Raw genomic sequence first — 23,603 nt, 5'->3', positions numbered from 1 at the left:
GCGGTCAGCCGAACGCTACCGACCACATCCCCCAAGGCTCGGGCGTGTGAGATAGTGTGATGCCATCACACCAAAAAGGCTGGCCACTGACTCGACCAGCCACTACCATTTTTTATACGAAAGAGTTTGCCAACCAAACAGGAGGAGAGCCAAAACTTTTTACTGCGGACGCCGGGGTTGCCGCAAACCCGGCGTCTCTAATCCTTTATAGATGCGCCCTTGATAAAGATGCAACAGCGCCAGTAACGTGTCCGCGATCTGGTAATCAGTTTGTTGATGCCGGTTCTGCTCGCACGCGATCGCCATCAGGGCAAGCCCGAAATGCACCAGCCCAATCGCCTCATTTTTGCCGATATAGCGATGCGCCGTCCTCAGCTGTGTGACCAATTTCTGATACTGTGGGCCTAATTCTTCATCCAACCGAGTCCGCGCCGCCAAGGAAAAATCATCCAGCGATAGTCCCGGCAGTGTGATCATGACTTTGAACAGCGGGACCTCTTCCTTCACAGCACGGTTGACGTAGCTGCGCAAGAGATTATCATTCTCCGGATCCAGCACTTTGACAAATGCCGGTCCAACGCGTTTCAACTCGTGTAACTGTACCGCTGCGAATAACTCGGCCTTTGAATTAAATCGCCTTTTGATCGTCATATATTTGATGCCGGTCCGATTTTCGAGGTCATGAAAAGTGATCTGCGCATAATCCTGTGTTCGCAACGCATCGATCGTCGCGTTCAGTATTGCCTCGAGCTGACTGTTCATGCCAGTCGGCGCGAAATTTGTTTTGTTATCTGCCATCACAACTCGCCTCCTAGTCACTGTTTGATGTCTCCGACCTGAATGTACCGCCAGTTTCGAAAAATACCTAACAATATGCTCACAGAAAGTCGTGTGGCGAGACAAAGACCCAAGAAATCCAGTTGTGATGCGGTGTGACGCCATCACAAAACTTTTTGGGGTCTCACGAAAAAGTAGCGCCCCGTGCCATCTTTTCCGCAATCGAGACAAACAAAAATGTGACCACATCACACCCGAACTTGCAGGGGCAAGATCAGTGTGATGTGGTCACATTACTTTTTTGAGGACAGCACAGGGTGTGATGGTATCCCATTTTTGTTGGGGGTTCGCAGCGACGCGATCACACCCGACTTTTGGTCGTACGTCTTAGGTGTGATGGCATCACATTACTTTCCATGCCTACCCAGTGTGATGCGGTCACATTACTTCTCGCGACGCCCGTGTGTGACGCCATCACATTACTTTTCGCGGGCGATCGTGGGCGTGTGACCCCATCACATTACTTTTTGTGCACGTCCGGGGGCGACGTCATCACCTGACTTTTCGCGCACGCCCGAGTGTGACGCCATCACATTATTTTTCGCGTGCGCCCGGGTGTAACGCCATCACATTACTTCTCGCGTGCACCCATGTGTGATGCGGTCACAATACTTTCCGAGTATGCCCAAATGTGATGCCATCACATTACTTCCCTCGCCGCCCGTCCGCGTCCCATCCTCAAAACAAGTCCAGCTGCCGCGGGGCCAATCCGGTGAACTGCAATCCCTGCTGGGCAATAAATCGCTGGGCGTCGGGTGAGGCATCTTGGTGGCCGTTATTGTTGAAAATGACAAAGACCTGTTTGGCGCCCGCCGCAAGCTTCATGGCCGTTTCACCAAGCACCGTCAACTCGTCGTCCGAGTAGCGGTAATTCGTGCGCTCGCCGCGCCAAGCTGCGCCCTGTTTGAGCCAACCCATCAAGTTGCGCCCGTGCAAGCGCATGATCGCGCAGGTCGGATTCGTGACTTCGGGAACCAGGGGGACAGGATTGCCTGGCACCTGAGGCTCGTCGACGACCACATTAATAAAATCGAGCTGACGCCACAATGCGAGGGTCGAATTGCGAAATTTAGGACTGAGCCAAGAGCCGTCCCGCAACTCGATTGCGATCGGCAAGTCCGGATACTGCGTCCGCACCCATTTTAGGTAGGCGATGTTGTCGGCGGTCGCGCCAAACCACGGCGGCAGTTGAAACAAGATCGCGGTCAGCTGCTTGGCGTCGATCAACGACTGAAGGCTGGCGCGCAGCTGAATAAATGGCTCGCGGCGGTCGGTGTCGGCAGGCAGCGGTTCGTGTTGGGTCATGGTGGCCGTCGCCTTCACGATGAACTGAAACGTCGGCGGCACCTGCCGCTGCCAATTCCGCACCGTTTTTTCACCTGGAATATGATAGAAAGTCGTGTCCATTTCAACCACGGGGAAAACGGTCGCGATGTCGCTCAGCGTGCTCGCTTTGCCATTCGGCGCGAGGTCGGGATGCTCAGCAACGGCGGTCAGGCCAACGAGGATCATGACGTCGCCTCCAAGCCGAGGAACTGGTCACCAGCGAAGCGGCTGGTCCACTCCCCGTTTTTGCCAGCGAAAAATAGCGGGAGCATCGCCTGCAGATCCGGCACGACGCCAAGATTCCGTGGATCCGCCAACCAATCCGGGGAAAAAGTCATGAGCACGCCCTCACGCGTGGCGGTCGGCAGGGACATCGCAGTCGCCGTGGTGCATGTATATAGGAAGAGATCACCGCGGGGCTTGCCATCGACGTGCCAGTGGACCAGCCCGCATGTGGTGAGCGCTTCTGGCGACACGCGCAGGCCGCTTTCTTCAAATAGTTCGCGCGCCGCCCCAACTGCCGGTGTTTCACCCGGTTCAACTTTGCCGCCGAGCGCATTCCAGCAGCCTTGATACGGGGGCTTTTTGCGGTTGATCACGAGCAGTCCGGTCGGCGTGGCCACCAGAATCAAAGTCAGTTGCTTCATCTTTTTCACCTTCCACGACCCAGTGTAGCATATCCCCCTTGGGCACTTTGGCGAATTCTTCGGCAATGTGCCCAAAATGCGCCGGCAAATATTGTAAGGGTTGCCACTGCGAGGTGAACCGCTTACATCGTATACTTAGTCATGTAAACAAGGTTCCTATTCTAATTTTGTTAGGAGAGCTAATCATGGTTAATATCGATCTCGAGCACATTTATAAGGAGTACGATGACGGCGACGACTACGCTGTTATGGACTTCAACCTTCACGTTAAGGACAAAGAGTTCATCGTTTTCGTTGGCCCTTCTGGCTGCGGGAAGTCCACCACCCTGCGTATGATCGCCGGGCTGGAGGACATTACCAAAGGCGAACTGAAGATCAACGACAAGATCATGAACGACGTTGCACCAAAGGACCGCGATATCGCGATGGTTTTCCAGAACTACGCGCTGTATCCGCATATGACCGTGTTCGACAACATGGCCTTTGGTCTGAAGCTGCGTAAATACGCCAAGGACGATATCAAGAAGCGGGTCGACTATGCGGCTAACATCTTGGGCCTGACCGAATTCCTGGAACGCAAGCCTGCCGACTTGTCTGGTGGCCAGCGTCAGCGTGTTGCCCTGGGCCGTGCGATCGTCCGTGATGCACCTATCTTCCTGATGGACGAGCCGCTGTCTAACTTGGATGCCAAGCTCCGTGTTTCCATGCGTAGCGAAATCGCCAAGCTGCACCAGCGTCTGAACACCACCACGATCTATGTTACCCATGACCAGATCGAAGCGATGACCATGGCGGACCGTGTTGTTGTTATGTCTGTTGGTAAGATCCAGCAGATCGGCACCCCGGCTGAAGTTTATGACAACCCTCGCAACGAATTCGTTGCCGGGTTCATGGGCTCCCCTGCGATGAACTTCTTCAACGTCACCTACAAAGACGGCAAGATCTCCGATGGCACCGGTTTGAACCTGACCCTGCCAGAAGGTCGTGCAAAAGTCTTGAACGATCGCGGCTACGATGGCAAGGAAGTTGTCTTCGGTATTCGTCCAGAAGACATCCATGCTGAAGAAGCCTTCATCGAGACCTGGCCTGGCGCAACGGTTCACGTCGAAGTTGTTGTTTCCGAATTGCTCGGTGCAACTTCCCAGCTGTACAGCCGTGTAGATGGCACCGAATTCACCGCGACTGTTGACGCGCGTGACTTCCACAACCCTGGCGACAAGGTTGACCTTGGCTTTGACATCAACAAGGCGCACTTCTTCGACAAGGACACGACCGCTGCGATCGTCACCGAAGAAGAAGAACAAGCCATGACTGACGAACAGGCAAAGGCTTAATTCCGAGTTTCAAACCAGCTAAACCCCTTAAACAAATAGCACTCGCAAGTGTCGGCTTGCGGGTGCTATTTTTATGGAAGTGGGCCAAATGTCGTTCTTGGGTCCGACAGGTAAGTGTTCCAAGCGCCAGGTCCGCTCTTTGGACCAGGTGATTGGAACCTTAGCTGCTCGGACCCAGACATTTGGCCCACGACACTGCAGTAACATTAATGCACCCGTACAGGGATTTTTGCGTCTTGGGCTTTTTGAAAAAATAGCCAGATCTCCGCCCACCTCTAGGCGAAGCCTCGGGTAAAATCCCAATCACTCAGCTCACAGCGCCTGCACCAGATCGACCCCATTGCCATCCGGGTCCTTCACCTCAAAATACCGATACCCCCACGGCAGATCACGCGGCGCTTCGGGCACTGCGACGCCCATCGCCGTGATGCGCGCGTACTCGGCGTTCGCATCGCTGACACGCAGCTCAAAGCCCTGACACGCTTGCGTCTGCGTTGGCGAAAAGGCCGGATCACGGTTGACCGTGATAAATACATGGCCGTCATCGGGCCCGCCAAACCAGATCTCAATGCGATCCGGGCCGCCATGTGCCGGATCATTCACGACCTGTGCGCCGAGCACCCGCTGGTAAAAATCCGCGAGCCGCAATGGGTCTGCGGAAATGATATTGATACCGGCCAAGCGGGTGGCTGCCTGAGTCGGTTTTGTTTGTTTTGTTGTGGTCATGGTGATCGTCCTCCTCCGAAAATATAACGCTCCCTCAATTATCCGTCACCACCCGATTTTTCGCTAAGCCAAATCTCGCAAAATGCGAGCAAAAAAAGCGCACCTCGCGAAAGATGCGCCGGTCTCTTATTGTTGCTTGCGCCGTTTCAGATGCATCACCAGCGTCACGACAAGCGCGACGATTGCGATGGCCAAAACGATCAAAATTGCCAAGAATGGCGTTCCCATATCCGAATGTCCTCCTAGTCATTTTTCTGGAGGTGTTGCTCGATGCGCCGCTCCGGTTTGATCCACAACAGCAACGTCACCATGTCCAAGATGATCGTGAGCGTCGGCCAAATGAACGCCGCAAGGATCGCGATCACGTTCAAAATGATCGAGGCGATCGGCTTGTAATACCCGCGCCCAACCAGGCTCATGATGTCCTGATTCCGCCGGTCCAACCGGATGAGCGTCCGAATCAGGATGTAATACGCGATATCGATCACGAGAATCACGATCCCGTATGACATCTCCGGCCCGTAATCCGCGACATGATTGGCGCCGACCCAGGATGTCACGAATGGAATCAGGGACAGTCCGAACAGGAAAAACATATTCGCCCATAACACGCCACCGCTGACGCGTTTCACGATCTGAAATAAATGGTGATGATTGTTCCAATAAACGGCCACGTTAAAAAAGGAGATCGCATAGATCAAAAACACATACCGCTCGCCCCATAACGCGCCGAGCTGGCCACTTTCTGGCGGCCGTAATTCCAACACCATGATCGTGATAATAATGGCGATGACCCCGTCAGTAAAGGCCTCGAGTCGTTGCTTGGACATGCGCTTCACCTCACAGTATGACCAATCATATCAGAAAAATAACGGCGCTTACCGTCATATTTTGATAAATCGAGTTATGCCGGCGTGACTTGTAGGTCCTCAAAAACCTTCACCGCATCCCCGACCACCATATGCGCGCCATACGGCAGATCAATGGCTTCGCGATTCACCGCAACCAAGGTCGTCATCGGATCTACGCCTTGAATCAGCCCGGCAAACGGATAAACCTGAAAACTCGTCCCGACCACCACGATCAGGTCCGCCGCATTCACCGCTTCAAGTGCCGCATCGATCACTCGGGGCGCGATCTGTTCGCCATACAACACAATATCCGGCCGAATCACCCCGCCATCCGCCGTATGAAACTCACTGGCCAGATAGGTCTGATAATCGATTGCCTGCCCACAAGTCTGACAATGCAGCCGATACAAGTTGCCGTGAAACTCGACCACATTTTTCGCGCCCGCTTGCGTGTGGAGCCCGTCCACATTCTGCGTCACGATCGCCCCCTTGGCATTCGTGATCGCCGCCATTTTTTCATGAATAATATTCGGCCGCGCTTCCGGATAATACATATGCGCCTTGACCCATTGGTAAAAATCATCCGGATGATCCCTGAGATTATCCGCCGACAACGCATACTCCGGGCTGACCATATCCGAGTAAAGCCCGCCCTTACTGCGATAATCCGGAATCCCAGAAGCAGTGGACACCCCGGCCCCAGTCAAAAACGTGACAAACTGCGCCTGATCGATCGCCCCTTGAAGATCAAACATCAACGGCCCCTCCTTAGGTGAATACAACAAGACTTGTCGGCATGAGTGAAGTGATAGGAAGAAATAAGTTGGCAAGTTCGGCTTGAAGACAAAAGCTGCGAAGACACATCGAATCGCCAAAGGAACGACGCAAGACGATGCCCATTTTGAACCGGAACGCCGGAAGATGTACCAGTAACCAGGAGTAACATATCCCACAGAAGTATGACTGTATGGCAGGATTCGAACTCCATAACTTCAGTGCTGGATGTAGGGTGGGCTCCGGCCGAAAACGGCTCGCTTCGCATGTCCGGGCGTAAGGCGTAAACGCCTAACGCCCGAATCAAGCCCCCTCGTCGGTGTTAGCGGCTGTGCCGCTTACACCGAAAGTGAGCTTTGAGACCGCGACCTTTGCGGGCTCAAAGTCACTTGGGCGCTCTACTACGGTCGCCAGCCGATTTCTGGCCGCCGCCCACCCGTAAGCCCACCGGGCGCCCTACAAAGATTTAATTCCGAACCCCATACAACACATCATACTTCTTCAAAATATCTTCCAAAGGCTGCTGGTACATCTTGCGGAAGTCTTCTGGCTTCGGGTCGACAAGCGGCAGAACGAACGCGTTTTGGTCGTCGCCCTTGCCCAGCGCAACATACCCCCGGTGCTTCGTCTCGCGGTTGCGGAAATCGCTGTGCTTCAGATCAAACAGCTGATTCAAAGACAGCCGCAACTGCCGGGGCGACAAAATCGGCGGCAGAGACACAAATTCCGTGTTCGCCGGCGGTTCGTAGCCCAGCTGCTGGACGATCTCCTCGAACATCTTGAACAAATTCACGACCGTCCGCCGCACCCGCGTCGGCGCATCCAGCGGCTTATCCATGATCACGCCAAACAACCCAAAGGCAAGCGGCGCCGTCTCTGGAAAATCGGTACGCCACCGATCTTGGTCCGCGGCCGACCCGCCCTGGCGAAAGACCATGAGATCCAGCAGGGACATAATGCGAAAGACCACCAAATTTTCCGTTTCCGGGGACTCTTTTGGCGTCAGCTGATCAAACCCGGCCTGAACCTGGGCCTCGACTTCTTCCGTGATCAGCCCGTGGTCGCGTTGCCAGCCGGTGACCAGCACATGCATCGCGGCATCGTACAGCGCCGTCGACGTCGCGTAAAATTGGCGGTCGAGGCTCGGGTCGCCTGTCAATAATTGATATTGCGGCAGTGGCACATCTTGGGTAGTGAAATACATGTGCAAGAGCTCATGGCTCAGCGTGTAATCCACCGCGGTCGTGTCGGTGATCTGGACGGTCACACTGCCATCAGCTTCCAGTTTTTGGTGCGATTGGTCATGCGTCAACACACCGCTAGCCGGGCCGGCGATCTCGACATGAATCGGCATCGCATACCCTTTTTGCACCTCGTCAAACAGTTCCTGTAGTTGCGGATTCTCGATCTCTGCCATAGCTTCCTCCTAAAAATCGACCAGATGCGGCGTGTGCTGCTGGTACGTGGCCAATTGCGTCACGCCATGCCGGTGCAAAAACGCCTTGGCCCGGTCAAAATCCATCTCATACTTATCATTGCTGTGGGCGTCCGACCCAAGCGTGAACAGCGTCCCGCCAGCTTCTTGATACCACGGCAGCGCCGTTTCATACAGCGCCTCATTGCCCCATAAAAACATCGACTTGGTGTTGACCTCAAAGGCGAGGTGTTTGGCCACCGCCATGCGAAAGATCGCCATCAATTGCGGTTTCACCCAGGCGGTCAGCTCCGCCGGTGTCACATCCAGCACGCGCAACCCATAATCAAAATGGGCCAGCACATCCGCGCCTTCGAATTCGGCCACCCCGGCGGCCATCAGCTGGTAATAATTTTCCACATGGGCGCGCTTGGGCACGGACTTAAAATAATCATCCTGGAAATCATGGTGCCCATCGTGATGAAATGACAACAGCACCAGATCGTAGTCGGCGCGCCGCAGGTAATCATACGTCTCTTTGAGGCAAGGTGCATAGTATCCGCACTCGACGCCCGTCAGAATGCGGTTTGGAAACGCCCCACGCAGCTCGGCGCGCTTTTGTTGATAGGCCAATTGATCCGGCAGATCGTTGTGCCCCGCATCATCGGGATTGGCCATTTCGAGATGGTCAGTGGTAACAAGCGGCGCCTGGCTCTGGTGCAAGTAGCCCTCGAATGGCGCCTGCGAGTCGAAGGAAAAATAGGTGTGCACATGCTGGTCATAGTACATGATGACCCTCCTGACTGTGGGTGGCAGCGGTTTTGCTGCGGTATAATAAGGGTACCGTTTCAAGAAGGGAAGCACAATAAATGAAGATAAACATTGCATTAGAAAATGGATTGTTACCGGACCGCTATGGCAAACACGCGACCGGCGCCGACCTGTATGCGGCCCACCCGATCACCAGTTTTCCGTTCACCATCGAAGACGCCCCGGCAGACGCCAAAACGTTTGCGCTGCTTCTGATCGATTTTGATGCCGTACCGGTCTCCGGTTTTCCATGGATCCACTGGACCGCGGCCAACATTTCCGCCGCGCAAACGACCTTGCCGGAAAACGCCAGTCGCAGCGGTGAGATCGCGCTGATCAATGGCCGCAACTCAAACGCCGGCCACCTAGTCAACAACCCGGATGACAAGATCAAGATCGGCTACGTGGGTCCACAGCCCCCAGACAAGGTGCACGATTACACGCTGATCGTGTTCGCGCTGGACACCGCATTGCCGCTGACCACCGGCTTTTGGTTCAACGAGCTGCGCCACGCGATGCAGGGCCACATTTTGGCCACCGCGACCCGCGACATCCCGTCTCGCAACTGAGCGTCAATACTGCAGGTAGCCGTTGTGGTCCGGGTGCTGCAAGGTCACTGCTTCCCCCGCCGCCTGCCGCGCCGCGATCGCGTTTTCGCCCCATTTGGACATCGCGATCAGGACTTCCCGCAGACTTTTGCCCCGCTCGGTCAACGCATATTCGACTTTCGGCGGAACCTGCGGAAAAACCGTCCGCGAAATGATGCCATCGCGCGCGAGCTCGCGCAATTGCTGCGTCAACATCTTCTCTGTAATTGGCGCCATCTGCCGGCGCAACTCGCCAGGGCGTTTGGCGCCGGTGCCCAGAAAACATAGAATCAGCGGCTTCCATTTGCCGCCGATCACCGCAAGTGTTGCTTCGATGCCCATATGATAAGTTGTCATGTTCGCCTCCGCGTCCCATTTCTTTCCAAAAGGTGGGTATCCGACTCAAAAGTGGGTACTGGCCTTTTTATCTGCTCCCATTATACTGAAAACATCGCGGTGTTACTAACGAAAAATAAGTCCGCGTTTATGGAGGGTCAAATGACTAACAATTTTCTAAACGGGTACCAATTTAAGAATGGGCTCACGGTGAAAAATCGCATCGTAATGAGTCCCATGACCACGATGACCAGCTTCTATAACGGCATGGTCACCAGCGACGAGGTCAATTATTATGCCACGCGTGCCGGCGGACCTGGGATGATCATCACCGGGGTGGCCAATGTGACTGCGCTGGGCAAAGGCTTTGAAGGCGAGCTGTCCGTCGCCAGCGATGACATGATTCCCGGGCTTGCCCGCGTGGCGTCCGCCATTCACCAAAATGGCACCAAGGCGATTCTGCAGATCTTTCACGCCGGCCGGAAAAGTACGCGCAAAGTCCTGCGCGGCGCCCAGCCCGTCAGCGCCAGCGCCATTGCGGCCTCATATCCAGCCGACTCCGACACCCCGCGCGCGATGACCGAAGCGGAGATCGAGACGACCATCACCGCCTTTGGGGAAGCGACGACTCGCGCGATCAAGGCCGGCTTTGATGGCGTGGAGTTGCACGGGGCCAATACGTATCTCCTGCAACAATTTTTCTCGCCGAACGCCAACCAGCGCACCGATCAATGGGGCGGCGATCGCGCCGGCCGCATGCATTTTGCCCTCGCCGTGATCGCGGCTGTGCGTAAAGCGGCCAGTACCGCGACCCAGCCCTTTATCGTTGGGTACCGGCTGTCACCAGAGGAAATCGAGACCCCGGGCATTCGCCTCGCCGACTCCCTATTTTTCGCGGAGCAGATTCGCGACAAGGTGGATTACCTGCATCTGTCGATGGGCAGCTACAAGCGGACCTCACTGAGTGACAAAACAGATACCACGCCGATTCTGCGCCACTTCACCGAGATCACGCAGGGCCACTTGCCACTGCTGGGCGTCGGCGCGATCGAGCAGCCCGAGGACGCTGATGATGCGCTGAGAACCGGTGCCGATTTCGCCGTGCTGGGCCGCGAGCTTCTGCGTGAGCCCAACTGGGTACAAAAAGTCGAGCGCGGAGACGCCGCCAGCATCCGCACCACCCTGTCTCCGGCGGACATGACCCGCCTCGCGATTCCGCCCGTCATGCAAGTCTACCTGAGCACCGCCTTCAAGTCCGTCATGCACTTCACGACAGACGCCGCCAAGCCAACAGACTACCAAGCCCGCCTGGCGCCAATGGAGGGATTTGAGGAAAAATTGTGAGCGGTAGGCACTTTAATAGAAGCAACAGAGCGACGAAGAACTCAGGTTACCAGCCTCAACAATAAATGCCCAAATTCACTCCGAAGGGGCTCGCTGACTGAAAAATGCCCAGTCACCCCAGGCGGCGTGAAGTAAACCCACTGACGCATGCCCTTTTTCCCGCGCCCCTAGTGAATGCGCTTTCTTTTGTGCTATACTGAACGTATCAAGAAAGAAGAGGGTGGCATTTATGGCAGAACGACAAGTGATCTTGTACTTGGCCGAAAGTCTCGACGGCTTCATCGCCGAAAAGGACGGCGGCACCGGGTTCCTCAGTAAGTTCGACTCCAGTGCCCAAGACGCTGCGTATCAGGATTTTTATAGCAGCATCGACACTGTATTGATGGGCCGCATGACGTATCAGCGGAAGCTGCATCTTGCAGGCACCTACCCATACAGCGATAAAGAGAGCTATGTCTTTTCGACCACCCTGCATGATACCGACGATCCGACCACCGTGGTCGCGGGCAACATCCCGCAATTCGTCCGGCAATTGAAGGAAAAAAAGGGGAAGGGCATCTGGCTCGTCGGCGGGGCGGATATCTTCACCGACTTGCTCAAGGAAAAATTGATCGATAAGCTGATCATCACGATCGCGCCAGTGCTGCTGGGCGACGGTGTCAGCTTGGTCGCAAGCAACCTGACCGACATTCCGCTCAAGTTGCTCAACGCCAAGCAAAACGACCAGTTCGTCACCCTGACCTATGAAGTGCTCAAGTAACTCATTTCCACACAAAAGGCGGCCGACAAAATGGCCGCCTTTTGCGTGGGCTGAAAACCGTGGACCGGGGGCGAAAATAATCACCGTGTCTCTTCCGAAAATAATGAGGGCCACATCCGAAAAAAATGACGGTGTCACGACCCCAAATGCGCTATCATCTAATTCAAAGGAAGGGATGCCCCGTGACAATGACCAAACGTCGCACCATCGAAGAAGCCACTGAACAGATTCGCGCCAAACAATCGGTTGAAGCCACAGCTGCCGACAAACGCTGGCTTCGCAAACGCAAGATCGACTTGCTTGTCCGCCTGGTCGCAATCGTCATCATTCCGTGTCTGACGCTGGGCATGTTTTTCACCACGAGTATCCTGCAGGCGTTCATGCTGTTTGGGCCGCCCCTGCTGGTTGTCATCCTGATCGAGGACAAACTGGAAGAACGGTATCGTGCGCGCCATCCCCATCCGCACAAATGGGCGTCGGATGCCCGCGGCCACTAATGCGGCGTCGCCCAGTCCCCGCCTACAACCGCATGGCATAAACCAGCAGCTGCAACTCCGGCTGAGCCATCGGCGAAAAACCGCGGTCCGGGAACATCCCCATCTTGCGGTAAAAACCTTCAGCGGTCGGCAGTGCCAGCAGGCTCAATTCTGTTTTTCCGGCCAACCGCGCCTGGCGCACCGCATCCGTAAACAGCAGTTGGCCGATGCCTTGGTTCTGAAAGGCGGGGTCCACAAACAGCTCGTCTAACACCGCGGTCGCGCTGTCCTGCGCCGTCACCCGGTAAAAAGCGACCGGGCGTTTCGCCACCATCAGCACCCGCCCGACCAGATCACGGGCCAGCACCCGCTCGTCAACCGGTTCAGTGTGGGCGATAAAAGCCTGGACTTCTGGCGCTAAGGTCAACGCGGCCAACGTTTTTTCTCTCAATTCTGTTAGAATGGCCGCATCGCCCGGCCTCACTGGTCTCATCTTCATGTCGTTAACCCTTTCGCACAACGTTTTTCTGTTATTCGAACCTAAATTATGGTATTATCGCCCTAAATTCAATACTTGGAGGATCTTCATATGACACGCGCAGAAATCAAAGCACAAGCAAAAGCGTCACTCCGCGGCAATTGGGGCTGGGGGGTCCTGATCGTCTTCGTCGGTGGCATCATGGCCAGCTTGATCGGCAGCATCACGATCGGCATCGTCGCGTTGATGATCGACGCCGGTATCGCCTTTTCCTTCCTGGATCTGGTCGATCAGCGCCGCCCAAATGGCATCATCAACGGCATGTTTTCCGGCTTCACCAGTGGCAACGCGATGGCCGTTTTTCTGACCACCCTGCTCACCCAGGTCTTCACGTTCCTGTGGACCCTGTTGTTCTTCGTGCCGGGGATCATCAAGGGGCTTAGCTATTCGCAGGCCAACTACATCCTGCGCGACTGGATCGCCGCGGGCCGCCAGATCGACGCGACCGATGCCATCACCGCCAGCCGCGAGCTGATGGTCGGCCACAAGATGGAATACTTCGTCCTGCAGCTGAGCTTCATCGGCTGGGCCCTTCTGTGCATCCCGACCCTCGGCATCGGCCTCTTCTGGCTCGCCCCGTACATCCACACCACCAACGCGGTCTACTACCGCAACCTGGTCGGCGCGCACTTCACGGAAGCGACGGACGAGCCTGCCTATTAAGGAAAAATAGACGGCATCCTCCTCGCCACTATGCGCGTTTGAGCGCATGCCGTCCAGTTCAAGACTAGTACGAATCAAAAAGAGGCCATGTGACCTCTTTTTTTGTTTCTCTTGAAAGCTTGATGAATCAGACTCCTACGCTAACATGGCCAGATCATCGCGCTGCCGAACTGAGAGATGCCCCGCATCCATTTCGAGGAACTGGTCCGCAATGGTCAATAGATCCTCCTTTGCATGCGAAGCCACAATGATGATGCGGTCTGGATCCCGCAACTTCGCGATTAGATCTTGAAATTCTCGGACAGATTGAAAATCCAGTGCATTCGTCGGCTCATCTAGCAGTAGAATGGCGGGATGTTCAAAGATTGCCTGAGCAATCGCGAGCTTCTGATTCATCCCAAGGGAAAATTCGCGTACCTTGACTTGACTCGAATCGGCTAACCCTACAGCGTCCAAGGCCCATCGAATATCTTCATCGCTTGCGGTCTTGCGAATGTCGCGAAGAATCTCGAGATTTTGTTGGGCCGTAAATGAGGGCTGAAGCCGCACGCTTTCAATGATCAAACCGAGGCTCTCTGAAAAATCAAAATCAACGCCCAACGTTTTGTCATCGATCATGATCTTCCCACTTGTCGGCCGAATCAGCCCACTGATCGCGCGTAGCAGCATACTTTTCCCGCTCCCGTTGCGACCGTACAGCCCATACACGTGGCCAGAGACAAATGTCGCCGACACGTCTTCGAGAACCTGGTGGCGCCGAATCGTTTTGTTGTAATGCTCAATTTGTATTTTCATTACACAATCTCCTGTTTGCGAATAAGCGACGCCCCAAGCACAACTAGCAAGATCAGCACTATCGCGGCGCCAATCAATGTCGTTCCAGGGTTGGCAGTGAGCCGGCTTGTGTGAATGAGTTGGGACGGCAGCCAATTAAGCCGTTCAAAAGCCGCCGCACCGATCATAGTTGTTATCAAGGCAAACGTCGACGAGACTTTAAGTTCAAGAATTGTCTGGACGAGCCCATAGAGGCATAACCCGTTCATCTGTATCAGGAGTTGAAGAAGCACTCCCCTGCTTGGTGTTGCGGGATAAACAAGCCAATTACAAGCCGCCAGTGCCACATCGAGTAAGACAATTGCGAGAATGTTATTGCGCACCAGACGCAAGAATAGCTGAACTCGTGAGCGATACCTCACGAGTTGAACAATGTTGCGGTGATAAAAAAACTCTCTCGATCGATCGAATATCAGAATCGTAAACATGGCCTGAAAAGTAAATGCCAACAGGGCCGGGTAGCCCGCATTGCCATAGAACGAAACACCGCTGATCTTATCACCATATGTGTGCGCACCAAGGCCGCTTACTTCAAGTAGTCCCAGATAGCCAAGCAAAACAAGCCAGCAGATTAAGAAGTTGCGTTTCATTTGCGTTCCTCCGTGAAGACCATATCGCGATGCAAAACGATCTCTCTTCTGGCAATGACTAACGCAACGATGACGATCAACAAAAACCCAGCATTTGCGGCCGGATCAGCAAGTTGAGATAGCGATGGGACGAAACCATTCTGTGGGCGTAGATTCAAAGTGTAGAGATATAAAGTGTCCAAAATGTTGGTAGCAGACCACATCTCGTTAATATGAAAAACTGTCGGCAGGTAAAAGTCTCCTACTAAGAAAAAAGCACACGCGACGAATCCGAGCCCTCTTGACATAAAGAGATAGCGACAAGTCTGGGCCAGAATCGCAACGAAAAGATAAAAGACTGTAAACCCGGCACCAACAATTACCAAGTTGATAAGAAAATTCCCAAGGTTGTCGAAAGCAATGGGATACCAGAGTGCGGTCTCAACAACAAGCAGGACCATCATCATCACAGAATTAAGTAGCACAAGCAGCATGGCGCGCTTCGTATCACGCGTGAGCAGTGCCCGCCGGCTCAGCCTCGCGATCCAAATATCTGTTGTCTCGACACCAACGACATCAATGGAGAGCGCAAAGATCAAAGCAAGAAAGATGCCATGGACCCGCGAGTCGAGTGCCGACACCCAAACAAACCCCAAACTAAGCGACTGCATCCAAGCGACTTTATCCGTTTCTATTTTTGCTTTCAAGACTGCGGGCCAAAATGTGCCAAAACCTTGGTAGCCGTTATACGCCATCACAATGAAGATCAACATGAGCAGGATACCGGCGATACCAAATTTTCGTCGATCATATCTGATCATTATGCCACCTCCGAACGAAAAGGACCCCGAAGGCCAGTAATAATGTCAATCCACAGAAAAGCCCAGTCGTGGTCACCGCGTAGCTCAAGCCATATTCCGTGAAGGGTTGCATCGCCATCGATAAGTCAAGCGGCGTGAACCACCAAGCTAACCAGTAAATGAAGGTGATTGGGTACGCGATTTTGCGATCTGGAAAACACCGAATCAGGCTTAATGTAAAAAAGCCAATCGCGGTCAAGATAAAGAATAGAAGCAAGACATAGACGAGATAAGCGGATGCAGGATGGGTAAACACCCAGTGGCCCATCCAATGCCAGCTTTTAAAGAGCTCGATCATGTCCATAAATTGCTTGTCGACCTTACTTGGCCCTGCGACGTCATGGATAAGAAGATGGACCAGCGCACTATTAACTAGAAGTCCAAGGCAGACGATCAGCGCAGTCCAGCTGCTTTCAACAAGGCCGCTTAGATCGATTGTTTTGCGATCACGTAAGCGCGTCTTCTCAATCAGGTCAATGCCTTGGTGCTGTTCCAATAAGACCCGTTCACCTGACACCAACAGGACATAGAGCGGATAGACCCAGAACAAGGCGATGACAACAATATGTCCCTGAGACGTGGAAGACAGTAACATTCGCTGCTCAAGCAAAGGGGCTCCTCTAAAGTTGCCAATGTTAAGCACAACGTCATATGACACTAGAACAAGCACGAGCAATAGAAATATGTACACTCGGTAGCTATAAAAAAAACGATAACCCAAGCTGCGAAGCATTTGATCCCCTCCAACATAAAGAAGGCACTCAGCACAGAGCTTTACCGTGCCAAGCACCTCCACGACAAAATTTTGACTGCAAAGATACCAGTCCAGTTAGCTCAATTCCCAAGACCATGAACCAGTATACTCAAAATATCCCCTTATTTTGAGTTATCCGCACTCCACCAGCCTTTTGCAACAAATGCCTTTGCGCTATAATTATTGTTTTCTGCAGTTACATTATGCCAGGTCCCCTTAATCAAACCCTGGTTTTTGTGCGCGCGCAACTGATATTCTATTTCGTTCGACTGTTTGTCGTTTGCGCCATAGGATGTGTTGATCGTCGCATTTTGATACTCCATCCAAAGGGTTGTGATAGTGCCTTTGCCACTACCTTCAGTGGTCATAAGTACGCATACAGCGAAAGATCTCGCAGGGTTAGAAACCATCTCCGGATTATTTAAATCTTTACTATTCGGTTTTGCAGTCTTGGTCGTTGCTGGAACGCCAATCGTATAATCAGTGAAGGCAGACACAGGCGTTGCCACTTCTTGGATCGCAATAGCGCCAGCAAAGAGCGCACCAAAGATCATTAGCAAACTTTTCTACATACTTACTTCTCCCTTTCTTACTCGAGACAAAAAGACATGTGCAAGGACATGACCACCCATCTTTCGCCAGCATTCCCCCCTTTACTGAATGCCCGTATTCAGTATGGCTACATCACATATAGTTAAGCATATTGTAACCGTTATCATGGCCTCGGTCAATCAATATTCGGTCCACAAATTCTCCTATTTTTATTTCTATAATATTAGTCTACAATCTGCACCCTAGATGACGTTTTTATCAGAACGTTATACACTACCCAATTATTAAAAATTATAATCTCAAAAGTTGACGTATGATAGCCGAAATAGCTCATGTGATAATCCTCTTCCAAGCCGCCTACTGTCTTGAACACCTCTGACCTTTGCGGTTTGTCGTTGGGTCCACCCACACACATAGAGTTCTCAATCCAAAAAGGGACAATATTTGCATTGCGCAAACGTTGTCCCGCCATGATAAAGCAACATCTTTTTTGATTTGCTTTAGTTAAACTGTGCCACGACCCAATTCCACAGACTGGTGAAGAAATCGACGATCGCATCCCAAATTTTTTGCAAGAAATTGCGTGTGTCCTCGGAGTTGAGTTTGGTCTTGAGATCTGAGAACAAGCTCTTGGCACTGTCTTGAATGCTGTCGGCAAGTTTTTCCGCCTGCTGCTTGAAGCCGCTGCTTTGAAGCGCGCCGGACTTTTGAATCGTCACCAGTAAATTGATGATCTGGGTGCGCTGATTGTTGTTGATGATCGTCCCGAGATTATTTTTCTCAAGCTGGGAATCGACGATGTTGCCGATCTGATTTTGCGACAAGGTCTGACTGCCGCTGTTGGATTGGCTGGCCATATCGGATTTCATGCCGGCGACGGCGTTGTTGAGGAGTTTGTCCGAATAGCCGTCCTTATCCTTGTTGGCGTCGGTGATCTTGGACAAGGTATCGACCTCATCCTGGGCGGCGTTGATCTGGCTGGCATCCAGCGTCTCCCCATTTTCCGCGAAGGCAGCATACACGCCCGCCAGCGCACCTGAGCCGTCGATCGGGGTGGCGCTCGTGATGAACAGATTGGCGTTCGTCACGCCGGCCGTCACTGCGGCGTTGCGGTACTGGTCCTCGGTGATCGTGGTGATGTTGTTCTTGCCATCATACGGCACGATGGTCACGTTGATGCCGCCGGTGGACGTCTTCTGGACCAGCGCGCTGGACCACACACCGGAATTGGCGGTGAAGGTGCTGCCGGAGGGATTGAGGTATTTGACCAGCGTGCTCCCGTTGACCGTGAGCGTGGTCGGCGATGAGAGGCCGGCCGCCTTTTCCAGCGTGGACAGCGTGCCGCTGCGCTGGGCGTCCGTCAACGAGACCCCAAGCGTGGCGACCGGCTGCCAAGTCGTATCAGCAGCTTTTACCGTTGCGGTGCGGCCGGCGAAAACGCCAACTGCAAGTGCCAAGGCACCGGCGAAGCAGAATAGTTTTTTCATTGTTTGACTCCATTCGTGTACGTTATTGGGGAAAATAGAGAGAGCGGGATTTGTCGATTGGGGTTTTGGGGGGTTATTGCGGAGGTGTTGGCCTCTGAGTTGGGCCTTGCGCGGGACTGCGATTTCCAGTTGGGCTTCGGCCCGCATGGCCAAGTGCGCCATTCGCGCCCAGGCCGCACTAGCTGCTCAGACCTGAACGCCGCGCTCCGCACCCTTTTCCAGTTGGGCTCCGGTGCGCATGGTGGGGTCATTTAGTCGTCCCGGTCGCCTGATGGCAAAGTGCGCCATCAAACACCCAGGCCGAACTAACTGCCCCACCATCCCGCGGGCCTCCGCACCCTAGTTATAACAAAGCCGGTCCCTTTTCCCTAGGGGCCGGCGTATTCTTAACTGCTTCTTATGCTGGGGTATTGAGATAATTGTAAAGTGTGCCTGCGCGCAGGCCGTATTGGGAGAAGGTCAGGCGGTCGCAGTCCAGGTAGCGGATCATGGTGACGACGGGAATCAGGCCGGCGATGATGATGTCGGCGCGTTCGCGGGCGAGGCCCGGAATCGCCTGGCGCTCGGTCAGGTTTTTCGTCAAAACGTCGCGGAAGATCGCATTCACCGCGGTCGTTGACATGCGGAAGCCGTGGATGTCTTCAAAGTTCGAAAAGGCCTCGCGTCGCCGTTGAATTTTCGCCAGGGTCCGGTTTGAGCCGCCCAGCGCGACGATCGGCAAATTCTGGGCCTTGCGCAACCACCAGACGCCATTCAGCGTGTTTTCCACAAAGGTGACGAGGTCAAACAGCTCGGCGGCCGAGACCACGTCGGAGGACAAGAAACGCTCCGAGAGATTGACCGAGCCAAATGGCAGGGAAATGACTTGGCGAAGTTTTCGCTCCTGCACGAGGATCAATTCGGTGGACGCGCCGCCGGTATCCATGATCAGGGCGTTTTGAATCGGCATCGTGTTGATCACGCCGGTGTAATCCAGCGTGGCCTCCTCGTCGCCGGTGATGACGGTGATGGTGATTCCGGTCGTCTTTTTGACCTGGCGAAGAAACTCCTTCTGGTTCACCGCTTGGCGGACCGCCGCTGTGGCCACGGCGCGCAAGGTGACATTGGGCAAGGTGGCAAGTTGTTGCTGGAAGCCAGCCAAGGCCGCAATAGTGCGCGCCATGGCGGCCGGCTGTAACACTTTTTCCTCGCCCATGCCTTCCGACAGGGCGCACCATTTCCTTGAGGCGCACGATCTCGCGAGGCTGATTGGCCGCGTCGATCGCCCACACGGTCAGGCGCGCGGAATTACTGCCGAGGTCGATCACGGCAAAATGCTTGGCTTCAGTCATTGTCCGCCTCGTCTTCCGGGGCCTTCATCGGGGTGAACCGCCTTGTTTGGCGTGGGTCGTCCGCCTCGGTGAGGTCGCCCAGGTGTTTGATCTTCGCGGCAGCCTCTTGCAAAAACGTCTCCTGCGCCGCCAGCAAGACTTTCCCGCGCCGATCGACGCGCTCCCAGGTTTCGTCCGGCTGAAGCACACGCGTTTTCACATTGTCCTGCCAAAGCGTGTCGAAGATCGACAGCACATGTTCGCGCACATCGTCCTGCAAGATCGGGAACAACAGCTCCACGCGCCGGCTCAAGTTGCGCTTCATCAGATCCGCCGACGACAGGAACACACGCGCCTCGCCATCCGCAAAGAAATAGAAGATCCGGCTGTGCTCCAAAAAGCGGCCGACGATGGAATGCACGGTGATGTTTTCCGAAATGCCCGGAATGCCGACCTTGAGATCACAAATGCCGCGGACGAGCAGCTCGACCTGCACCCCGGCGGCGCTGGCCTTGTAGAGTTCGGCGATCATGTCCGCATCACTGAGCGAATTCATCTTCATCCGGATCTGCGCCTTGCGCCCGGCTTGTGCGGCTCGGATCTCGCCTTCGATCTGGTCGACCAGGAACTCGCGGATGCCCAGTGGTGCAATCACCAATTTGTGAAAATACGCTGGCTCCGCAAAGCCCGACAACATGTTGAAAATATTGGACGCATCCGCCCCCATTTCGGCATTCGCCGTGAACAGGCCCATGTCGGTATACACGCGGGCCGTGACGTCGTTGTAATTGCCGGTCGCCATGTGCATGTAGCGGCGGATGCCCCCTTCTTCGCGGCGCACCACCAGGGCCAACTTGCTGTGGGTCTTCAAGCCGACCAGCCCATAGATCACATGGCAGCCGGCACGCTCAAGCTCCTTGGCCCAATGCACATTATTTTCCTCATCAAACCGCGCCTTGAGCTCGACCAAAACGGTGACCTGCTTGCCATTTTCCGCGGCCTGCTTCAAATAGGAAATGATCGGTGATTTGCTGGAAACGCGGTACAGCGTCATCTTCACCGCAAGCACCGCCGGATCCACGCTGGCTTGGCGAATGAATTCCACCACGGGCGTGAAGCTGTCGTATGGATGCTGCATGAAAATGTCGTGGTCGCGGATCTGATCAAACAGGCTGCCTGCCATCAGCGCCGGATTCAGATACGGCGTGTATGGCGGATACAGCTCATCTTCGTGGCCCTGCACGCCCTTGACCAGCTTGTTCAGCATGTTCAAGTCGATCGGCCCCTTGATCGTATAAATATCGGCGTCGTCCTTAACGTCCAGCCCGCGCGTCAGGCGCTTCTTCAGGTATTTGCTCATCCCCGCGTCGATCTCCAGCCGCATGACCTTGCCGCGCTGGCGTTTTTTCAGCTGGGACTGAATCTCCTTCATCAGATCCGACGCGTCTTCCTCGGCCACATCCAGATCCATGTCCCGCGTGACGCGGAACAGCGCCGTTTCCCTGATTGTCGCGCCGACGAACAGCTCCTGCGCATAATGCCGAATCACGTCTTCCAGCAAGATAAAATCATTCGGCGCATCAGGCAGCCGCACGACTCGCGGAAACACATCCGGCACTTGCACCAAGGCAAACGAACGACCCTTATCCGCCTCTTTTTCCTCGGTCCGCTCCACACGCAGCGCCAGGTTGAGCGAATTGTTAGCCAAAAACGGAAACGGCCGCGTCGGGTCCACGCCCATCGGAGTCAGGACGGGATAAACTTCTTCATGAAAATAATCATCGATGAAATCCGCCTGGGCTGGGCTCAGCTCCTCAGCTGTTTTCAGCTGAATCGACAGCTCCGCCAACAGCGGCCGCAGCGAGCGCGTCCAGGTGGTGTATTGCTTATCCACCATCGCATGGGCCTGCGTCGCGATCGCGGCCAGTTGCTGGGACGCCGTCATGCCGGCCGCATCTGGCTCAAGATACCCAACGGCCACCATTTTCCGCAGCGATGCGACCCGCACATTGAAAAATTCATCCAGGTTGCTTTGCGTAATGGCGAGGAACCGCACACGCTCCAGCAGCGGGTTATCGTGGTCACGGGCCTCTTCCAGCACGCGGTCATTAAAGGCGAGCCAGGACAGCTCCCGGTTGGTATAATATTCCGGTTTCGTATAAGTTGCGGCGATCTGATTTTGACTCATGCTTGTGTCCGCCCTTTCAGTTCAATTGGCAGTCCAAACACCGCGGCGAAAAAGCGGCCTTTGCGCGCCAGCGTCCAGCGTTCCAGTTCCACATCGTCATTGGCCGTTGCGGTCAACAACACCTCATCCGGCTTGACCGACACCCGCAGCGACTCGATCTTTTGCTGGCGGGAGGCATCCAGACTGTCCGCCACCCGCAAAAGCGCCGCGAGTTTGGCGATCGTCAGGCGCCGCGCGGAATTGAGCTCCGCGAGATCCGACAGATCCGTTTGCGGCTGATCCGAGGAATGATAGCGAGCGATCGTCGCGACCATTTTTTGCTCGGTCGAGGTCAGGCCCATCAGCTCGGACGCCTGAATAATATACTCGGAATGAATAAAGTGATGATGCGTATCGATATAACTGCCCACGTCATTGACGGTCGCCGCAATTTGTAACAACAGGCGCTCCCGTTTGCCCATGCCGTGCAACTTTTTCAACCGATCAAACAGCTGCAGGGAAAATTGGACGGTGGCATCGCGGTGCTTCGGATCGACCCGGTACCGCTCGGCCAGATTTTGCGCCGACACCACGATCTCCTCGTCGGGGTCAAAGCCCGCGTGCATGAAGCCCTTATCTGCGGCCCGGTCGACTTCCAGCCCATCGAGCAGGTTGAGGTTCGAGATCCAGACCTTGTCGCTGTTCAGATTTTTGATCAAACGATACAGCAGGAGCACCGTCGGCAACACCTGCGACGTCTGGCTCATCGGCAGATCATATTCGTCGCTGAGATACTGATCTGAGGCATGCGTGACTTCATTATAAATGAGGTCAAAGCCCTCACGATCCGTTTCGACCGTGGCCTCGCCCACCGGAATCAGCCGTTCAAACAAGCTGAGCGCGCTGCCCATCAAGATCACGTTGGTGTAATGCACATCTCGGGGCAACAGGCGCATGAAATCCAGCAGCCGACTGTCGATATAGTCGCGGAGGACATCGACATAATTCGGCACGGTCGCCTGGACGTCGCTCATCACCTCGAACACGCGAAGGGGACCAATGGATAAATTACGCGAAAATCCGAATTTGCCATTGCGAAACGCCGTCAGCTCCACCGACCCAGAGGAAATATCGATCAGCACCGTGCCGTCCTTGATGATCTCCTTAAAATGCGGGAACCGCGCGAACACCGCCTGCGTCCGGTAAAACGACTCCTGTGCCAAGGTCTGCGGCGCGACCATCAGCCCCGTGCGGCTATACAGCTGATCCACCACGAATTGGGCGTTTGCCGCCTCAAAAAAGCTGTAGCTGCCGACCGCGTCATAGTGATGCACCCCATAATCGCGAAAGAGCTGGAAGATCGCCTGTAGCGCATCGACCGCGGTGTCCACGGTCTCAGGCTGAATCTCTTTCGTCGCAAAAATATCCTCGCCGATCGGCACTGGATACTGTCCCCGTTCTACTTCTTCGAGATGACGCAAATTCGTGATGCTGAAAAAAATGTTCTGCGCGCCGATCACGATAAACCCTTGCTCGGATGCCATCTTTCTCTCCTCGTTTCCTGTCGTATCTGCGACTCTTGCGCTTTAATCATAGCACGCAGAAGGCTGTTCATGAACCGAAAAGCGCTTAGAGATGACAAGCTTG

General features: G+C 54.5%; 24 protein-coding genes and 1 pseudogene. 6 read left to right on the top strand and 19 right to left on the bottom strand.

What is annotated here, in order from left to right; translation table 11 throughout:
• Positions 1-159 precede the first annotated feature (159 nt).
• The 3 genes from JUE67_RS05990 to JUE67_RS05980 all read right to left on the bottom strand — a co-directional run bounded on the left by JUE67_RS05990 (position 160) and on the right by JUE67_RS05980 (position 2,810).
• Positions 160-798 (bottom strand): TetR/AcrR family transcriptional regulator, encoded by a 639-nt coding sequence (locus JUE67_RS05990; RefSeq protein ID WP_203626471.1) that lies wholly within the window; start codon positions 796-798, stop codon positions 160-162.
• 717 nt (positions 799-1,515) lie between these two features.
• The gene (locus JUE67_RS05985; RefSeq protein WP_203626472.1) at positions 1,516-2,349 is read right to left on the bottom strand and encodes a DUF72 domain-containing protein; all 834 of its coding nucleotides are present in this window, start codon (positions 2,347-2,349) and stop codon (positions 1,516-1,518) included.
• On the bottom strand, positions 2,346-2,810 hold the full coding sequence (locus JUE67_RS05980) for an NUDIX domain-containing protein (RefSeq protein WP_203626473.1): 465 nt from the start codon (positions 2,808-2,810) through the stop codon (positions 2,346-2,348). Before JUE67_RS05980 ends, JUE67_RS05985 begins: the two co-directional genes overlap by 4 nt.
• A gap of 185 nt (positions 2,811-2,995) precedes the next feature.
• Here JUE67_RS05980 and JUE67_RS05975 point away from each other — a divergent pair, with 185 nt between their 5' ends.
• On the top strand, positions 2,996-4,144 hold the full coding sequence (locus tag JUE67_RS05975; protein ID WP_203626474.1) for an ABC transporter ATP-binding protein: 1,149 nt from the start codon (positions 2,996-2,998) through the stop codon (positions 4,142-4,144).
• A 312-nt stretch (positions 4,145-4,456) separates the two neighbouring features.
• On the opposite strand, the gene JUE67_RS05970 is transcribed toward JUE67_RS05975, so the two are convergent.
• From JUE67_RS05970 to JUE67_RS05950, 5 genes are all read right to left on the bottom strand, one after another.
• Complete coding sequence (locus JUE67_RS05970) at positions 4,457-4,870, bottom strand: VOC family protein (RefSeq protein WP_203626475.1); 414 nt, start codon at positions 4,868-4,870, stop codon at positions 4,457-4,459.
• A 242-nt stretch (positions 4,871-5,112) separates the two neighbouring features.
• Positions 5,113-5,700 (bottom strand): TMEM175 family protein, encoded by a 588-nt coding sequence (locus JUE67_RS05965; protein WP_203626476.1) that lies wholly within the window; start codon positions 5,698-5,700, stop codon positions 5,113-5,115.
• 74 nt (positions 5,701-5,774) lie between these two features.
• The gene (locus JUE67_RS05960; protein WP_203626477.1) at positions 5,775-6,476 is read right to left on the bottom strand and encodes an NAD-dependent protein deacylase; all 702 of its coding nucleotides are present in this window, start codon (positions 6,474-6,476) and stop codon (positions 5,775-5,777) included.
• A gap of 485 nt (positions 6,477-6,961) precedes the next feature.
• Complete coding sequence (locus JUE67_RS05955; protein WP_203626478.1) at positions 6,962-7,912, bottom strand: hypothetical protein; 951 nt, start codon at positions 7,910-7,912, stop codon at positions 6,962-6,964.
• Between the two features lie 9 nt (positions 7,913-7,921).
• Positions 7,922-8,698, bottom strand: coding sequence for a PHP domain-containing protein (locus tag JUE67_RS05950; RefSeq protein WP_225877889.1), 777 nt, complete (start codon positions 8,696-8,698; stop codon positions 7,922-7,924).
• Between the two features lie 80 nt (positions 8,699-8,778).
• On the opposite strand from JUE67_RS05950, the gene JUE67_RS05945 reads away from it, so the two are divergent.
• Positions 8,779-9,288, top strand: a complete 510-nt coding sequence (locus JUE67_RS05945) for a YbhB/YbcL family Raf kinase inhibitor-like protein (RefSeq protein ID WP_203626479.1) — start codon at positions 8,779-8,781, stop codon at positions 9,286-9,288.
• A 3-nt stretch (positions 9,289-9,291) separates the two neighbouring features.
• On the opposite strand, the gene JUE67_RS05940 is transcribed toward JUE67_RS05945, so the two are convergent.
• Positions 9,292-9,663: a winged helix-turn-helix transcriptional regulator gene (locus JUE67_RS05940; protein WP_203626480.1), complete on the bottom strand. Its 372-nt coding sequence runs from the start codon at positions 9,661-9,663 to the stop codon at positions 9,292-9,294.
• A 141-nt stretch (positions 9,664-9,804) separates the two neighbouring features.
• Here JUE67_RS05940 and JUE67_RS05935 point away from each other — a divergent pair, with 141 nt between their 5' ends.
• The 3 genes from JUE67_RS05935 to JUE67_RS05925 all read left to right on the top strand — a co-directional run bounded on the left by JUE67_RS05935 (position 9,805) and on the right by JUE67_RS05925 (position 12,243).
• Positions 9,805-10,986 carry an NADH-dependent flavin oxidoreductase gene (locus JUE67_RS05935; RefSeq protein WP_203626481.1) on the top strand — a complete coding sequence of 394 codons (1,182 nt, stop codon included), beginning with the start codon at positions 9,805-9,807 and terminating at the stop codon, positions 10,984-10,986.
• Between the two features lie 229 nt (positions 10,987-11,215).
• Complete coding sequence (locus tag JUE67_RS05930) at positions 11,216-11,746, top strand: dihydrofolate reductase family protein (protein ID WP_125698348.1); 531 nt, start codon at positions 11,216-11,218, stop codon at positions 11,744-11,746.
• A gap of 188 nt (positions 11,747-11,934) precedes the next feature.
• On the top strand, positions 11,935-12,243 hold the full coding sequence (locus tag JUE67_RS05925; protein WP_203637058.1) for a hypothetical protein: 309 nt from the start codon (positions 11,935-11,937) through the stop codon (positions 12,241-12,243).
• Positions 12,244-12,265: 22 nt separating this feature from the next.
• Here the strand turns inward: JUE67_RS05925 and JUE67_RS05920 are convergent, their stop codons facing one another.
• Positions 12,266-12,721 (bottom strand): GNAT family N-acetyltransferase, encoded by a 456-nt coding sequence (locus JUE67_RS05920; protein ID WP_203626483.1) that lies wholly within the window; start codon positions 12,719-12,721, stop codon positions 12,266-12,268.
• A gap of 90 nt (positions 12,722-12,811) precedes the next feature.
• On the opposite strand from JUE67_RS05920, the gene JUE67_RS05915 reads away from it, so the two are divergent.
• Entirely contained in the window at positions 12,812-13,423 is a 612-nt protein-coding gene (locus tag JUE67_RS05915) for a DUF975 family protein (protein ID WP_203626484.1), read from the top strand.
• Between the two features lie 135 nt (positions 13,424-13,558).
• On the opposite strand, the gene JUE67_RS05910 is transcribed toward JUE67_RS05915, so the two are convergent.
• The 9 genes and pseudogenes from JUE67_RS05910 to JUE67_RS05870 all read right to left on the bottom strand — a co-directional run bounded on the left by JUE67_RS05910 (position 13,559) and on the right by JUE67_RS05870 (position 23,500).
• Entirely contained in the window at positions 13,559-14,218 is a 660-nt protein-coding gene (locus JUE67_RS05910; RefSeq protein WP_203637057.1) for an ATP-binding cassette domain-containing protein, read from the bottom strand.
• On the bottom strand, positions 14,218-14,847 hold the full coding sequence (locus JUE67_RS05905; protein ID WP_203637056.1) for a hypothetical protein: 630 nt from the start codon (positions 14,845-14,847) through the stop codon (positions 14,218-14,220). Before JUE67_RS05905 ends, JUE67_RS05910 begins: the two co-directional genes overlap by 1 nt.
• On the bottom strand, positions 14,844-15,647 hold the full coding sequence (locus JUE67_RS05900; RefSeq protein WP_203626487.1) for a hypothetical protein: 804 nt from the start codon (positions 15,645-15,647) through the stop codon (positions 14,844-14,846). The genes JUE67_RS05905 and JUE67_RS05900 overlap by 4 nt, the downstream gene beginning before the upstream one ends.
• Positions 15,634-16,296 (bottom strand): hypothetical protein, encoded by a 663-nt coding sequence (locus JUE67_RS05895; protein WP_203626488.1) that lies wholly within the window; start codon positions 16,294-16,296, stop codon positions 15,634-15,636. Before JUE67_RS05895 ends, JUE67_RS05900 begins: the two co-directional genes overlap by 14 nt.
• A gap of 266 nt (positions 16,297-16,562) precedes the next feature.
• On the bottom strand, positions 16,563-16,994 hold the full coding sequence (locus JUE67_RS05890; protein ID WP_203626489.1) for a DUF2712 domain-containing protein: 432 nt from the start codon (positions 16,992-16,994) through the stop codon (positions 16,563-16,565).
• Positions 16,995-17,492: 498 nt separating this feature from the next.
• Complete coding sequence (locus tag JUE67_RS05885) at positions 17,493-18,479, bottom strand: DUF1002 domain-containing protein (RefSeq protein WP_125698356.1); 987 nt, start codon at positions 18,477-18,479, stop codon at positions 17,493-17,495.
• A gap of 397 nt (positions 18,480-18,876) precedes the next feature.
• Positions 18,877-19,810 (bottom strand): annotated as a pseudogene (gene ppx / locus JUE67_RS05880) (exopolyphosphatase).
• Positions 19,803-21,977 (bottom strand): RNA degradosome polyphosphate kinase, encoded by a 2,175-nt coding sequence (locus tag JUE67_RS05875; protein ID WP_203626490.1) that lies wholly within the window; start codon positions 21,975-21,977, stop codon positions 19,803-19,805. The pseudogene ppx and the gene JUE67_RS05875 overlap by 8 nt, the downstream one beginning before the upstream one ends.
• Positions 21,974-23,500, bottom strand: coding sequence for a Ppx/GppA phosphatase family protein (locus JUE67_RS05870; RefSeq protein WP_203626491.1), 1,527 nt, complete (start codon positions 23,498-23,500; stop codon positions 21,974-21,976). Before JUE67_RS05870 ends, JUE67_RS05875 begins: the two co-directional genes overlap by 4 nt.
• Positions 23,501-23,603: the final 103 nt, after the last annotated feature.

Source organism: Lacticaseibacillus mingshuiensis, from assembly GCF_016861785.1.
Classification (GTDB): domain Bacteria; phylum Bacillota; class Bacilli; order Lactobacillales; family Lactobacillaceae; genus Lacticaseibacillus; species Lacticaseibacillus mingshuiensis.
The sequence above is the reverse complement of the archived record's forward strand: the minus strand, read 5'-3'. Positions and strand labels throughout refer to the sequence as shown.

Excerpts from the sequence above, each read along its gene's own strand:
- JUE67_RS05945 (WP_203626479.1), top strand. The coding sequence starts at position 8,779 with ATGAAGATAAACATTGCATTAGAAAATGGATTGTTACCGGACCGCTAT.
- JUE67_RS05930 (WP_125698348.1), top strand. The coding sequence starts at position 11,216 with ATGGCAGAACGACAAGTGATCTTGTACTTGGCCGAAAGTCTCGACGGC.
- JUE67_RS05900 (WP_203626487.1), bottom strand. The coding sequence starts at position 15,647 with ATGATCAGATATGATCGACGAAAATTTGGTATCGCCGGTATCCTGCTC.
- JUE67_RS05955 (WP_203626478.1), bottom strand. The coding sequence starts at position 7,912 with ATGGCAGAGATCGAGAATCCGCAACTACAGGAACTGTTTGACGAGGTG.
- JUE67_RS05990 (WP_203626471.1), bottom strand. The coding sequence starts at position 798 with ATGGCAGATAACAAAACAAATTTCGCGCCGACTGGCATGAACAGTCAG.
- JUE67_RS05915 (WP_203626484.1), top strand. The coding sequence starts at position 12,812 with ATGACACGCGCAGAAATCAAAGCACAAGCAAAAGCGTCACTCCGCGGC.
- JUE67_RS05905 (WP_203637056.1), bottom strand. The coding sequence starts at position 14,847 with ATGAAACGCAACTTCTTAATCTGCTGGCTTGTTTTGCTTGGCTATCTG.
- JUE67_RS05910 (WP_203637057.1), bottom strand. The coding sequence starts at position 14,218 with ATGAAAATACAAATTGAGCATTACAACAAAACGATTCGGCGCCACCAG.
- JUE67_RS05935 (WP_203626481.1), top strand. The coding sequence starts at position 9,805 with ATGACTAACAATTTTCTAAACGGGTACCAATTTAAGAATGGGCTCACG.
- JUE67_RS05885 (WP_125698356.1), bottom strand. The coding sequence starts at position 18,479 with ATGAAAAAACTATTCTGCTTCGCCGGTGCCTTGGCACTTGCAGTTGGC.
- JUE67_RS05975 (WP_203626474.1), top strand. The coding sequence starts at position 2,996 with ATGGTTAATATCGATCTCGAGCACATTTATAAGGAGTACGATGACGGC.
- JUE67_RS05870 (WP_203626491.1), bottom strand. The coding sequence starts at position 23,500 with ATGGCATCCGAGCAAGGGTTTATCGTGATCGGCGCGCAGAACATTTTT.
- JUE67_RS05960 (WP_203626477.1), bottom strand. The coding sequence starts at position 6,476 with ATGTTTGATCTTCAAGGGGCGATCGATCAGGCGCAGTTTGTCACGTTT.
- JUE67_RS05925 (WP_203637058.1), top strand. The coding sequence starts at position 11,935 with ATGACCAAACGTCGCACCATCGAAGAAGCCACTGAACAGATTCGCGCC.
- JUE67_RS05875 (WP_203626490.1), bottom strand. The coding sequence starts at position 21,977 with ATGAGTCAAAATCAGATCGCCGCAACTTATACGAAACCGGAATATTAT.
- JUE67_RS05890 (WP_203626489.1), bottom strand. The coding sequence starts at position 16,994 with ATGATCTTTGGTGCGCTCTTTGCTGGCGCTATTGCGATCCAAGAAGTG.
- JUE67_RS05980 (WP_203626473.1), bottom strand. The coding sequence starts at position 2,810 with ATGAAGCAACTGACTTTGATTCTGGTGGCCACGCCGACCGGACTGCTC.
- JUE67_RS05965 (WP_203626476.1), bottom strand. The coding sequence starts at position 5,700 with ATGTCCAAGCAACGACTCGAGGCCTTTACTGACGGGGTCATCGCCATT.
- JUE67_RS05985 (WP_203626472.1), bottom strand. The coding sequence starts at position 2,349 with ATGATCCTCGTTGGCCTGACCGCCGTTGCTGAGCATCCCGACCTCGCG.
- JUE67_RS05920 (WP_203626483.1), bottom strand. The coding sequence starts at position 12,721 with ATGAAGATGAGACCAGTGAGGCCGGGCGATGCGGCCATTCTAACAGAA.
- JUE67_RS05970 (WP_203626475.1), bottom strand. The coding sequence starts at position 4,870 with ATGACCACAACAAAACAAACAAAACCGACTCAGGCAGCCACCCGCTTG.
- JUE67_RS05950 (WP_225877889.1), bottom strand. The coding sequence starts at position 8,698 with ATGTACTATGACCAGCATGTGCACACCTATTTTTCCTTCGACTCGCAG.
- JUE67_RS05940 (WP_203626480.1), bottom strand. The coding sequence starts at position 9,663 with ATGACAACTTATCATATGGGCATCGAAGCAACACTTGCGGTGATCGGC.